The organism is Streptomyces tendae, from assembly GCF_014650435.1.
Taxonomy (GTDB): Bacteria; Actinomycetota; Actinomycetes; order Streptomycetales; family Streptomycetaceae; genus Streptomyces; species Streptomyces tendae.
In genome coordinates, this window is sequence record NZ_BMUY01000026.1 from 12,842 (window position 1) to 25,628 (window position 12,787).

Here is a 12,787-nt window from a genome sequence, read left to right on the forward strand (position 1 = left end):
TACCGGCTCGCGCTGCGGCTCTCTACAGTGGCGGCGGTCCGCCGCCACCAGCCGCGCCGTCCGAGGAGCGCCAAGTCTCCTCGCGCAACCCGAACCCGCAGACCCGACCGCACATGTGGAGGAGAGCCGTGTACGAACTGCAGGCGCTGTTGGACGAGTACGACCGTGCCCGCGGGTACACCGACGAGCTGTGGCGGGACCTCACGCCGGACGAGGTGGTGTGGCGGCCGAGAGAGGACTTCAGCGCCATCGGCTGGCACCTCGGGCACCAGGCCCACGTCGCCCACTTCATGATCCGCAACCTCACGGCCGCCGAGCCCAGCCCGGATCCGGAACTGGACGGACTCATGGACTCGGCCAACCCGGAGAAGTTCCGCGGCGCTCTCCCGACGGCGGAGCGGCTCGCGGCCTTCCGGGAGACCGTCGCCGAGCGGGTGCACGCACGCATCGGTGACATCGCGGCCGGGAGGACCGGCGCGCCCACCCAGATGACCATCGTCGCAACGCATCTGCTGACCGCTCTCGTCAACCACGAGTACCAGCACGACCAGTGGATCGGCGAGGTCCGCGCCGAGCACCTCGGGCACGCACTGCCCGGCGACCCGGACTGCGACCATGTGCGCCGTATCGACGGCTACCTGTGCCTGCACCCCTGTACGTGACGGGCGCAGCTGTAGGCGATCCGGCGCCTTCCGGACGTGACGTGAGGTGATGACAGTTCTTCCCCGGCTCCGTGCGGTGACCGCGGTGACACGCTCCGCGCGAGCGCGCCGGGGTCTTCTCGCCCTGCTGTCGCTGCTCGTCGTGCTGAGTGCGTGGGCCTGCGGAACACGCACGCTCGACGTCGGCGCGGCATCGTCGAGTCCCAGGACCGTGACCGCCTCGGCGGATGCGGCGGTCCAGGGCCCGGGCGAGGCCACCGATCGGGTGCGGCCGGGCTCCTCCCAGTGCGATGAACCCGGCACACCGCCCCCGTGCAGGAAAGTGCTCCTCGCCCAGCCGGACGTACGCCTCCTGGAGACGGCGGAGCCGGTGGCCCGGACGGCCGCCCTGGCCGCAACCGGGCTCGACAAGATCTCGGCCGACGTGTGCCGGGACGTGGTGACGTCGGGACTCTCCCCGCCGGCGGGACGGGCCGTACCCGACCGAATGCGGATCTAGGCCGGACGCTCGCGCGTTCCCCGCGCGCCGCGCGCCGACCGGCCGTCCTTCGGTCACGGCCCGGCGCACGGCCACAGCGCCGTGCGCCTACCGCTGTCCGTCACTCACCCACCGAGCACGAGGTTGTCTCCCACCATGCCGTCTTCTTCCTCCCCCGCCGCATCGCGCGTCCGCCGACGCAACCGCACACTCGCCGCCACCGCCGCCGGACTGACCGCCGTCGTCGCAGCGGTGCTCGCCCTCACCCTCGACGACGGGCCGTCGGGCACCACGTCGCAGGACTCCGCCGTCGCCGACACCAGTACGCCCGACGCCCGGGCGAGCGCCTTGCTCGCACTGGCCCGTCGGGACACCGACGACCCGCTGGCCGTGGGGGACGCCGACGCCCCTGTCGTCATGATCGAGTACTCCGACTTCCAGTGCCCCTATTGCGGGAAGTTCGCCCGCGACACCGAAGCGGAACTGATCCGCTCCTACGTCGACAAGGGCGTGCTGCGCATCGAGTGGCGCAACTTCCCGATCTTCGGCGAGGAATCGGAAGCGGCAGCCCGCGCGGCCTGGGCGGCCGGCCAACAGGACAGGTTCTGGGAGTTCCACGACCAGGCGTACAGCAAGACACGCAAGAAGAACACCGGCGCCTTCTCCACCGACAGGCTCACCGCGATGGCCAAGGCCGCCGGGGTGGCTGACCTCGACAAGTGGCGCGCGGACATGGACTCCGACGCGGCGGACACGGCAATCCGACAGGACCAGAACGAGGGCTACTCCCTCGGCGTGACCAGCACCCCCGCTTTCCTGGTCAACGACGTCCCCGTCCTCGGCGCCCAGCCGGTCGACACTTTCAAGCAGACCATCGAGGCAGCCGCGAAGGCCACTCGGTGAACGGCGACGCGAGCCTGCTGGCCGCCTTCCTCGGCGGCCTGCTGGCCCTGCTCAGCCCTTGCAGCGCGCTGCTGCTGCCGGCCTTCTTCGCCTACTCCTTCACCAGCCCGGCCAAACTGCTGCTGCGCACCGGCCTGTTCTATCTCGGCCTGTGCACCACCCTGGTGCCGCTCGGCGTCGCGGGCTCCTTCGCCAGCCGTCTCTTCTACGGCCACCGTGACCTGCTGGTCACCATTGGCGGCTGGACCGTGATCGTGCTGGGAGCGGCACAGATCCTCGGGATCGGATTCGGAGTGCGCCGATTGCAGGAAGCCGCAGGAGCCCGCCGTTCCGGGTCGGCCGTCTCCGTCTTCGCCCTCGGCACCGTCTACGGCCTGGCGGGCTTCTGCGCCGGCCCCATCCTCGGCTCCATCCTCACCCTCGCCGCCCTCGGCGGCCGGCCCGCCCACGGGGGCCTGCTGCTCGCGGTCTACGCACTCGGCATGGCAGTCCCCCTGTTCGCCCTGGCGCTGCTCTGGGACCGCTTCGACCTCGGCCACAAGCGCTGGCTGCGGGGCCGCACCGTGCGGCTGGGACGCTTCTCCTGGCACACCACCTCGCTCGTCGGCGGCATCCTCTTCATCCTGCTCGGCGCGGTCTTCCTGTTGTTCGACGGCACGGCGGCCCTCCCCTCCCTGATCAGCGTCGAGACGGAGGCAGGGCTGGAAGAACACCTCGCACGCCTCGGCAGCGCTGTACCGGACCGCGTCCTCCTGCTCGTCCTGGCCGCGGCCGCGGCGCTCACCGCCGTCGTCCTGCTGGCACGCCGGGACGGCCCCCGGCCGAAATCCGGCTCCGGACCGTCCCGGCACGACCTCTGAACCCGGGCTCCCCGCACGCCCTTCGCCCTCCCGACACCCACTCAGCCGACTCACCAAGGAGCGCCGACACGTGAGCACGCCACAGGACATAGCCCCGACGCCGTGGCAGGAGCAGGACCGAGTCCGCGCGGTGCAGAAGCGCACGGTCCGGATCCTGTCCGCGGCACAGATCGTCGGCGGGGTCGGAGTGGGCGTCTCGGTGTCCGTCGGTCCCCTGCTCGCGGAGTCCGTGGCTCGGAGCGAGACCTACGCCGGACTGGCGCGCACGGCGACCACAGCGGGCGCCGCCCTGGTCGGCATACCGCTCGCCCTGCTCGCCCAGCGGCGCGGTCGCCGGACCTCTCTCGGGGCAGGATGGCTCGTCGCCGCGGCCGGCGGGGGCCTGCTCATCGCCTCGGCGGTGAGCAGGTCGATCCCTCTGCTGATCGTGGGCATGCTGCTGTTCGGCGTCGGCAGCGCCACCAACCAGCAGAGCCGCTACGCGGCCGCGGACCTGGCCGCGCCGCACCGGCGGGCCCACGCGCTGTCCATCGTGCTGTGGTCCACGACGATCGGCTCGGTGATCGGACCCAACCTCGCCGATCCCGGTGCCGCCGTAGCGTCGGCTCTCCACCTTCCGCGCCTGGCGGGGGCGTTCGTCCTGGCCACCGTCTGCACGGCAGCGGCATCGGCTCTGCTGTGGGGCCTGATGCGCCCCGACCCGCTCACGCTCTCCCGCCGGTACCAGGACGCCGACGCACCCGTGGACCAGGACACGGGCCTCCCGGCGGCACAAGACGAGACCGGCGGGCAGAAGAAGGACCGGCAGAACGGGACCGTGCGCGCGGGCCTGCGGCACCTTCGCCACACCCCGCGAGCGGCCTTCGCGTTCGTGACCATCGTCGTGGCCCACACGGTCATGGCCGCGGTCATGACGATGACCCCGGTCGACATGTCGGAGCACGGTCACGGGCTCACCGTGGTCGGCGTCACCATAAGCGGTCACCTGCTGGGCATGTACGCGTTCTCCCCGCTCGTCGGCCGGCTCTCCGACCGGATCGGTCACATGCCGACCGTCGTGGCCGGGCAGGCGGTCTTCCTGGTGTCCGCCGCACTGTCGGGCATGGGCCACGGCTCGGTCGGCATGATGATGGCAGGGCTGTTCCTCCTGGGACTGGGCTGGTCCTTCAGCCTGGTGGCCGGCTCGGCCATGCTCAGCGAGACCACGCCCCTCTCCCTTCTGCCCGGCGTACAGGGCACCACGGACACCGCGATGAACGTCGTCGCGGCCGTGGGCGCCGGCCTCGCCGGGCCCTTGATGGGCTGGGCCGGCTTCGGCGCTCTGAACGCCGTCGCCGCCGTCCTGGTCCTGCCCGTGCTCGCCTTCTGGGCGGTCCTGGTGCGCGCACGCTGAATCGACCACGAGGGTCGGCGGCCGTATGGCACCGCGTCCGCGGGCGACCGCCGCCGCACCTCCTCCCGGGCCCTGCGCGACCGGCTTGACGTCTCCACGTACGCACGGACCTTCTCGTGGTCGAGGTGGCCGCCAGGGGCCGACGCATGGGAGAAGCCACGCACCGCACGTACCCGCGTCGGAGAGGACGGGGTCGGGACGCCGGCCGCGCGTTGTCCGGGTCAGCTCAGGGAAGGCCGTGGGCGGTCGCGGACAACACTGCGCGGGCCGCGCGCTCGCCGGAGTGCAGCGCGCCCTCGATGTGCCCTGCGCATTCGGTGGCCGTCTCCGTCGAGGCCCAGTGCAGTCGGCCGTCGAGGAACGGCCGCTGGTAGAGGTCGTGGCCGAAGACGGAGTAGTCGCTGAGGGCGTGCACGGAACGCGGGGCCGTCCAGGTCTCGCGGCTCCAGTCCTGCACGTACACGGCCTCGGGTGCGGCGGCAGCGGGCCCGAAGCACGCACCGAGTTGTGCAACCACTGCCGCCTCGAAGCCCGGCCGGACGGTCCGGGCGTGCGCGAAGCCGAAGAGCGCCGCGGGACGTCCGTAGGCGCCGGACATGTCGTGGATCTCCTGGAGCGGTCCGATCCTGCTGAAGGCCGCGCCGGCGAGCCCGTCCTCGCGCCAGAAGGCCGTGGAGTAGCGGGCGACGACTTTGGCGACGGCCCCCATCCAGACCGGAGTGGAGCGGGCCAGGCGGACGAGGTCGCCGGGCAGGGCGCCGTCGAAGTCGATGCGCTCCAGCGCCAGCGCGGGTGGAACGGCCACGACCACCTGCGCGGCGCGGAACGCCCGCCCCGCAGCGTGGACGTCGACTCCGTCCGCACCGACGGGACGGACCGCGGTGACGGGTGTGTCCGGCAGTACGGCGCCCGGAGGCAAACGCGACGCGAGTGCCGAAGTGAGACGCTGCGCTCCGGCTGCGAAACGGTAGGACGGAACGTCGATCATGTTGCCGGTATACCGGTGGGCCCCGGACCGGTCGTGCAGGACAGCATCCCCTGCCAGGTGCTGGTCGAAGACCTCGGCCCCGGTCCTGGCGGCCAGCGCCGCGACGCGCTGCTCCCCCGGCCAGAACCAGGTGGCCCCAAGGTCCAGGACGCCGCCGTCGACGGGCTCGCTGAGCAGCCGGCCACCGACCCTCGTCCGCGCTTCCAGGCACAGGACTTTGTGCCCGGCCTCGTGCAGTACGGTCGCGGCGGTCGTCCCGGCCGCGCCGGCGCCGATCACGATGACGTCATAAGTGCCGCTGTCGAGCATGTCGGGTTCCCTTCGGGACGGTGCCAGGGCCGCCCCGCAGGCTGCCGGCGCGACGGGCGGACGGGAGAGGGTCCCGGTGAGGTTCAGGAGATCTGGGACGGGTCCAGCACAATACGGAACCGGGGTGCCGCGGAGCGCAGGCGCGCGACGGCCGCCCCCGCTTCCCGCAGCGGCATCCGCTCGATCATGGGCCGGACTCCGTTGGTGACGGCGAAGACCATGGCCTCCTCGGTGTCCCGCGCGCTGCCGGTCAGGTGCCCGGTCACACTCACGCCCCGACCGACCAGCAGGCCCACCGGGAGACACAGGGCGCCGTCGTCCACGCCCACCAGCGTGAGCCGACCGTGCGGCCGCAGGCCGGTGACCAGTTCGCCCAGGGCGTCGGTGGTGGAGGCGGTGCAGACGACATGGTCGACGCCGCCGAGGGCAGCGAGTGCCGCACCGGGGGCCTCTCGGGTGCTGTCGACGTAGTGCCGGGCACCGAGTCCACGGGCCAGTTCCTCACGGTCGGCGCCCCGGGCGACCGCAACCGTCTCGTACCCGAGCTTCGCCGCGAACTGCACGGCGAGGTGTCCCAGCCCGCCCAGTCCGAACACGGCGACCCTGCCCCCGGTCCGCGTACCGGCGTTGCGGACGGCGTTGAAGGTGGTCACGCCCGCGCAGCCGAAGACCGCCGCGTCGAAGAGGTCCAGGCCGTCGGGGACGCGCGCCAGTGCGTCGGCCGGCACGGTGATGCTCTGTGCCCAGCCGCCCGGGTAGGACAGTCCGGGCACCTTCCGCTCGGGGCAGTGCACGACGTCACCGTCACGGCAGAAGGCGCAGTGCCCGCAGCTTCCGCCGAACCAACCGACGGCCACGTGTTCCCCGACCCTCCAGCCACACACCCGGTCGCCCACCTCGGCGATGACGCCGGCGACCTCGTGTCCGGGCGTCACCGGTGTGTCCCGGCCGGCCTTCGGGGCACTGGCCGTGCCGATGTCGGCGTGGCACACGCCACTGGCCTGCACGGACACCCGGACCTGATGCCCTTCCAGCGGGACGGTGTCGACGGCGGACGCGACCAACGGCCCGCCCGGCTCGGTCACGACCATGGCGACGGTGGGATCCGACACAGTGCACTTCCTGGGGGAACGCGGATGAGTGTTATAAGGGTGAGTGATGACGAAGTCATCGGCGGCCCACAGTAAACGGGGGTGAGCCGCACTGGTAGGCGACTCCAGCGAATGAGGCGATAAGCGATGGCTATGACGGAACGACTGAACGTCGAAGGTCTCCGCTACGCGCAGGCGGTCGCCGAGACCCGTTCCTTCAGTGCGGCGGCGCGGGCGTACGGCGTCACCCAGCCGGCCCTGTCCAACGGCATCGCGAAACTGGAGGAACGGCTCGGGGGCAAACTCTTCGACCGCTCTCCTCGCGGCGTAACACAGACCGCCTTCGGCAGCCGCGTCCTGCCGCTCATCGAACGCGCCGTCACCGCCCTGGACGCCGTCACCGCGGAAGCCCGGCGGCTCACCGAACCGGACGACCCGAAGATCCGCATGGGCGTCTCCCCCCTCATCGGCCCGCACCTGGTGGGCCGCGCGTTCGACGCCGTCCGCGACCTGCCCACGCCCCGGGATCTCGTCCTGCGCGAGGCCAACATGCAGGACTTGCGCGACGGTCTGCAGGCCGGACAACTCGACCTGATCCTGATCCCGGCCGTGACCGCGATGCCGCGCTTCGAGCACCGGGTCATCGATGTCGAGCCCGTCGTCATCGTCGGTACGACCGCCGACGACGGCACCTCGCTGGAACTGATCGAGGCCGGAAACCAACAGTTCATCCTCGTGCCGGAAGCCTGTGGACTGACCACGTTCACCACCCAGCTCTTCCATGCGAACGAGGTACCGCTGCACACCTATCCCGGGGAAGCGGCCAGCTACCGGGTCCTGGAGGAATGGGCCGCTCTCGGCCTGGGCTCGGCCATGCTTCCCCAGTCCCGACTCACTTCCCCGGCCGTCCCGCACCGCCCGCTGCTGAACTCGGGCCGGGAGGTACAGATCTCCTTCGAGGCCGTATGGAGCCCGGACTCGGCCCTGCACACGGACCTCGTCCTGCTCGCCCGGCAGCTCGGCGCCGCGCGATAGCCATACAGGTTACTTATATGGCGATTCAGTATTCTCCCCTACCGGACGACATTTCGTCTGCCTAACTTGGCGATGTACAGCGGCGATGCCGCAGCGCACCCCGTCGAGCTGGAAAGGCAGACATAATCGTGGCCTATCTTGAGATCACTCTCTCCGTGGACCCCGCCAACCGTCCCGCGGCGGCAGCCGTCTACGAGAAGTACAAGCAGCAGTTCCTGGACGGCGTCTCCGGCGCCACCAGCAAGGAGCTCCTGATCCGGGACGAGGACGTCCAGGTGCTCCACGGCTTCGGGTCGGTCGCGGACGCCCGCGCGTACCTGGACAGCGAGCTGTCCACACAGGACGTCGTGGGTGAACTCGCGCCGCTGCTGTCGACCGACCCGGACGTGCGGGTCTACGACACCGTCTGACATCCCCGTTCCGCGAAGGAGGACAGTGTGAGCACCGTGCGAGTCACCCCCTGGCACGAAGGCGATGTCCCGTCTCCCCCGTCCGAGCTGCTCGCAGGCATGCGAGGCCGCCGCCCGGGCGGCGAGCTGATCGGGATCGACCGCGTTCTGCTGCGGAGCGTTCCGCTCGCCACGGGCTGGAACGGCCTGCTGGGCCGGGTCCGCGCCGAGTTCGACCTCAGTCTGGAGTACCGCGAGCTGATCATGCTCCGGGTGGCCGCTCTGAACAGGGCGGAGTTCGAATGGGGCGTGCACCACCCCGCATACCTGGATGCGGGCGGGAGCGACGAGAAGAGCCAGGCCCTTCGGAAAGAGGACGCGGACAGCACGCTCTTCAACGAGGAGGAACTGGCTCTGATCACGCTCACCGACCAGTCAACACGCCGGGTCGAGGTGGACGCCGACGTGATCGAGCACCTCAAGCGTCTGTTCGGCGAGGCACGGACGGTGGAGGCGGTCGCCACGGTCGCGGCGTACAACATGGTCTCCCGCTTCCTGGTGGCGCTGGCCATCTGACCCGGGCGACGCCACGGCGACACGTCACGTACCGGCTGCCGGCGTCTCGGTGGTCGGTACGGGTGCATGCCTGACCTGTATCAGAGTGACGCGATCGTCCCCGCGTTCCCTGGTGACGCGGGGACGATGATGGTCGCTCGCAGCACCGCCCGAAGCTTCCGCAACGAGCGTCATTCGAGCGTCAAGAATCTCCGGAACACCCCTCCGAAGGCGTCACCCATACAGGCACTCGCTCACGAACCCGCAGGTCAACCAGCACGTGACGCGCAAATCCGGCATACGGGTCACGTCGTTACGGGCATAGTGTGCGCTACGTGCGCCATCATGACGCACGCCGCGTGCGCAACCGAGCGCTTCAGACCGAACGAGAACTGCAGCCCTCACCTCCGCGAAGGGAAGTCGCAGCACGGTGGTGTTCTCCCGGACGACGGGGAGGAACGCGCAGGCCACCACGAACGTGGCACTTCCTCAGGGTCTCGACCGAGCCGGATGGAATCGGCGAGCAGGGAGTTGACTCGGCGCGCTGTGGGCTCGGTGGCGGAGGATGGCGCTGGCCGCCGGCCGGCGGACCACGGTCCCGCAGAGGCGTGCGGCTGGCATGGCTTTCTCGATGTCCTGCGACAGCAGTTGTCGACGACCACGGCAGACACCTGCGGCTCGAGGAAAGCCGATGCCGACGAGTTCGGGAGACGGTTGTTATGCCCTGTAGCCAGCGCTTTGCCCACGCCGACGAAGAGCGCGGACGACTCACACATACCTCCGCTGTTCCGCTGTTCGCTGTCTGCCCGAACTGGCAGCCGAGGTGCCTCCCGAACGGCGCGAGACGCTGCTCTTCAACGTCGACAGAGCCAGGCGCGTCCGATGAAGATCTTGGGCCAGCCGCCCAACGACTCGTTGGGTGGCGATGGCGACCCCCCTGCCGAGCCGCCCTCGCATTCCGGCTCACACCCGCTTTGGGTATGCAAGTTCATCTCCGGCAAAAACTGGCAGAACGCCGTCAAGTCGATGGTCGTCACGGACGGTGAAGGTCGCGTGCTGTGATGCAGCCCAGCACGGCCCGCACGCTGCGCGGACCTCACTCACGCCCGCCGGTCAGGGCTGGTCGGGCTCTTGGCCGGCGGGCTCGCGGGGAGTCACGATCAAGGTGTCGGCCGGAGGCTGTGAAGCAGGGATGAATCGTGGGTTACTGGCCGTCCACCGCGCCGTCCCCCGGAGGCGAAGCCGCAGCGCTCGCGTCGGGTTGCCCGCGCTTGATGGCCGCGTCCACCGCCGCACCGATGCGGCGCAGTGCCGCCAGCTCCTGAGGACCGAGATCATCGATCAGGTACTCGCGGACTGCGGCGACGTGTCCCGGCGCCGCCGCCACCACTACGTCGCAACCGGCCTCGGTCAGCGTCGCGGTGGTGCGCCTCCCGGAACCGGGGATCCGCTTCCGTGCGAGCAGTTCGCGCTTCTCGAGCCGACCGACTACATGGGACAGCCTCGACAGTGACGCAGCCGTTCGCGCGGCCAGGGCGCTCATCTGCATGGTGCGGTCCGGCTGCTCGGAGAGGACCGAGAGCACCATGTACTCGAAGAAGGTCAGCTGAGCCTCGCGCTGCATGCGCGCATCCAGCGCGGCCGGCAGGCTGATCATGATCGCGGAGTTGGCCAGCCACGCCGCCAGCTCGTCGCCGTTCAGCCATCGCGTCCCGGCAACCGGACCGGTGGACGCCCCCGAGCCGGAGCCTTCGTCGGCACGAGCCGTCGCCTCGGATGTCGGTTCGTTCCGTGGACGCCGACGGCGCCGGCTGTTCGTGTCATCTGCCGTGCTCGCCATGAAGGACATCCTAGACCCACTTATTGACGCGTCAAGTTCGAAGGAGATAGAACTTGACGCGTCAAGTTCGCTCTGCGGCGCTGAGGCCCGCCCCACACGGAATGGACAACAGATGCAATCCACGTCACTCGGCGGGCTCGATGTCCCACGCATCGGCCTGGGTGTCATGGGGATGTCGGCGTACTACACGGGCGCCGGCCGGGACGGAGCCGAGTCGATCCGCACCATTCGTCGCGCCGTCGACCTCGGTGTCACCCATCTGGACACCGCCGAGGTGTACGGCCCCTACGTCAACGAGGAACTGCTGGGTCGCGCGATCAAGGGCCGCCGGGACGAAGTCGTCCTCGCCACCAAGTTCGGCCTCGTCTCCCACACCGGCCGGCCGGGCCCGGACAGCACCCCCGCCAACATTCACACGGCTGTCGACGGCTCACTGCGGCGGCTCGGAACCGACCGCATCGACCTCTACTACCAGCACCGGGTCGACCCCAACACTCCCGTCGAGGAGACGGTGGGGGCGCTGAGCGAGCTGGTGGAGGCGGGCAAGGTCCTCCACATCGGACTGTCGGAGGCGGCAGCGGCGACCGTCCGCCGGGCCCATGCGGTCCATCCCGTGGCCGCTGTCCAGAGCGAGTACTCGCTGTGGACGCGGGACCCGGAGGCCGAGGTGCTGCCCACGCTGCGTGAGCTCGGCATCGGACTGGTTCCCTACGCACCGCTGGGACACGGCTTTCTCACCGGTGACATCCGCACCCTGGACGGCCTGGACGACACCGACTGGCGTCGCTCCAATCCCCGGTTCACCGGCGACAACCTCACGCGCAACCTGCGCATCGTCGACCAGGTACGCGAGGTCGCCGACGAGGTCGGGGCCACGCCCGCGCAGGTCGCTCTGGCCTGGCTGCTCGCGCAAGGAGACGGCATCGCGCCCATTCCGGGGACGAAACGCATCGACCGCCTCAAGGAGAACAGCGCCGCCGAAGGCATCCGACTCACCCCGGGCCAGATCGCCCGCCTGAACAACCTCGCACCGGCGTCCGGCGAACGCCATGCCGAGCCCGACATGGCCGCCGTCGACCAGTGAGAGAAGGGCGAACGCGCCGGTTCGCCCCGCGCACCACACCTCGTCCTGCTTCAGCGAAAGAAACGGAACACCACATCATGTCAAGCAATCTCATTCGGGTCGGCATCATCGGCGCGGACACGAAGGCGAGCTGGGCGGGCGCCTCGCACATACCCGCGCTGGCGGCACAGCCCGACTTCCACCTGGCCGGTGTGGCGACGCGGCACGAGGAGAGCGCGCGCGGCGCTGCCGAGGCGTTCGGCGCCGAGCGTTGGTTCGCGGATCCCTACGCCCTCATCGGTGACCCTTCGATCGACCTCGTCACCGTCGCGGTGAAGGTCCCGGCTCACCGCGAGCTCGTCCTGGCGGCCCTCGCGGCGAACAAGGCCGTGTACGCGGAGTCGCCGCTGGGTGCGACCGTCGCGCAGACGGAAGAGATGGCTGAGGCGGCCGGCTCACTGCACACCGCGATCGGCCTGCAGGGCCGGCTCAACCCCTCGGTCCGCCGCGCGGCGGAGATCATCGCTGAGGGGCGGCTCGGGCGGCTGCTCTCCGCGCGAGTCGCCGCGACGACCTTCGGCAACGGCCCGGAGTCGGTGAGCGCGTACGAGTACTTCGACAAGGCAGCGTCCGGAGCCGGATTCCTCACCATCGCCGCGGGCCACGTCCTGGATGTGGTCGAAGCCGTTCTCGGCGACATCACCGAGATCGACGCCCGCACCGAACTTCTCTGGCCCCAGGTGAAGTTGGTCGACACCGGCGCGATATCCGTCCGCGAGGTCCCGGATCACCTCGACGCGATCGCCAAGACCTCCTCGGGGGCGCCGGTCGGGGTGCAGATCCTGGCGGGCGTGCCCGCCCCCGACGCCCACTTCAGTCTGGAGGTACGCGGATCGGAGGGCTGGCTGAAGCTGACGGGCGACCACCCCGCGGGCGTTCAGGTCGGCGACCTCACCCTGTCGTCGAGCGTCGACTTCACCGCGCCCGACCGCCCGGTCGCCACCGGCGCGGGACCCACCGCCGCCGACATCTGGACGGGCGCTTCCATCAACGTCGGCGAGGTCTACGCCAGCCTGGCCCGCGACATCACGAACGGCACCCACCACACCCCGGGATTCCAGCACGCCGCCCACAACAGCCGTCTCGTCACCCGAGTCGAACAGGCCGCCCGGACCGGCGTCCGGCAGTGACGCCCCCGCACCTCGCGGCACCGTGCCTGCC

At 70.4% G+C, this 12,787-nt stretch carries 13 protein-coding genes; 10 read left to right on the forward strand and 3 right to left on the reverse strand.

The genetic code is table 11. The features are described 5' to 3' along the window. Positions 1 to 128: 128 nt before the first annotated feature. From IE258_RS38760 to IE258_RS38780, 5 genes are all read left to right on the forward strand, one after another. Positions 129 to 662, forward strand: a complete 534-nt coding sequence (locus IE258_RS38760) for a DinB family protein (protein WP_189750499.1) — start codon at positions 129 to 131, stop codon at positions 660 to 662. Between the two features lie 49 nt (positions 663 to 711). Continuing rightward, entirely contained in the window at positions 712 to 1,161 is a 450-nt protein-coding gene (locus IE258_RS38765; RefSeq protein ID WP_189750500.1) for a hypothetical protein, read from the forward strand. 135 nt (positions 1,162 to 1,296) lie between these two features. After that, a complete protein-coding gene (locus IE258_RS38770) occupies positions 1,297 to 2,043 on the forward strand; it encodes a DsbA family protein (RefSeq protein WP_189750501.1) in 747 nt (248 codons plus the stop codon). Then, positions 2,040 to 2,903 carry a cytochrome c biogenesis CcdA family protein gene (locus IE258_RS38775; protein WP_229892716.1) on the forward strand — a complete coding sequence of 288 codons (864 nt, stop codon included), beginning with the start codon at positions 2,040 to 2,042 and terminating at the stop codon, positions 2,901 to 2,903. Before IE258_RS38770 ends, IE258_RS38775 begins: the two co-directional genes overlap by 4 nt. Before the next feature lie 70 nt (positions 2,904 to 2,973). Next, positions 2,974 to 4,296, forward strand: a complete 1,323-nt coding sequence (locus IE258_RS38780) for an MFS transporter (RefSeq protein WP_189750502.1) — start codon at positions 2,974 to 2,976, stop codon at positions 4,294 to 4,296. Positions 4,297 to 4,522: 226 nt separating this feature from the next. On the opposite strand, the gene IE258_RS38785 is transcribed toward IE258_RS38780, so the two are convergent. Together IE258_RS38785 and IE258_RS38790 are read right to left on the reverse strand one after the other, a co-directional pair. Then, positions 4,523 to 5,593, reverse strand: coding sequence for a flavin monoamine oxidase family protein (locus IE258_RS38785; RefSeq protein ID WP_189750503.1), 1,071 nt, complete (start codon positions 5,591 to 5,593; stop codon positions 4,523 to 4,525). An 83-nt stretch (positions 5,594 to 5,676) separates the two neighbouring features. Then, positions 5,677 to 6,705 carry an alcohol dehydrogenase catalytic domain-containing protein gene (locus tag IE258_RS38790; RefSeq protein WP_229892717.1) on the reverse strand — a complete coding sequence of 343 codons (1,029 nt, stop codon included), beginning with the start codon at positions 6,703 to 6,705 and terminating at the stop codon, positions 5,677 to 5,679. Positions 6,706 to 6,837: 132 nt separating this feature from the next. Between IE258_RS38790 and IE258_RS38795 the strand changes: the two genes are divergently transcribed. From IE258_RS38795 to IE258_RS38805, 3 genes are all read left to right on the forward strand, one after another. Further along, on the forward strand, positions 6,838 to 7,719 hold the full coding sequence (locus IE258_RS38795; protein ID WP_189750504.1) for a LysR family transcriptional regulator: 882 nt from the start codon (positions 6,838 to 6,840) through the stop codon (positions 7,717 to 7,719). 128 nt (positions 7,720 to 7,847) lie between these two features. After that, entirely contained in the window at positions 7,848 to 8,129 is a 282-nt protein-coding gene (locus IE258_RS38800; RefSeq protein WP_189750505.1) for a hypothetical protein, read from the forward strand. A 27-nt stretch (positions 8,130 to 8,156) separates the two neighbouring features. Then, positions 8,157 to 8,684, forward strand: coding sequence for a carboxymuconolactone decarboxylase family protein (locus IE258_RS38805; RefSeq protein WP_189750506.1), 528 nt, complete (start codon positions 8,157 to 8,159; stop codon positions 8,682 to 8,684). Between the two features lie 1,183 nt (positions 8,685 to 9,867). Here IE258_RS38805 and IE258_RS38810 read toward each other — a convergent pair. Then, the gene (locus IE258_RS38810; RefSeq protein ID WP_189750507.1) at positions 9,868 to 10,503 is read right to left on the reverse strand and encodes a MarR family winged helix-turn-helix transcriptional regulator; all 636 of its coding nucleotides are present in this window, start codon (positions 10,501 to 10,503) and stop codon (positions 9,868 to 9,870) included. A gap of 112 nt (positions 10,504 to 10,615) precedes the next feature. On the opposite strand from IE258_RS38810, the gene IE258_RS38815 reads away from it, so the two are divergent. Continuing rightward, positions 10,616 to 11,587, forward strand: a complete 972-nt coding sequence (locus IE258_RS38815; RefSeq protein ID WP_189750508.1) for an aldo/keto reductase — start codon at positions 10,616 to 10,618, stop codon at positions 11,585 to 11,587. Between the two features lie 77 nt (positions 11,588 to 11,664). Continuing rightward, positions 11,665 to 12,756 carry a Gfo/Idh/MocA family protein gene (locus tag IE258_RS38820; protein WP_189750509.1) on the forward strand — a complete coding sequence of 364 codons (1,092 nt, stop codon included), beginning with the start codon at positions 11,665 to 11,667 and terminating at the stop codon, positions 12,754 to 12,756. Positions 12,757 to 12,787 lie beyond the last annotated feature (31 nt).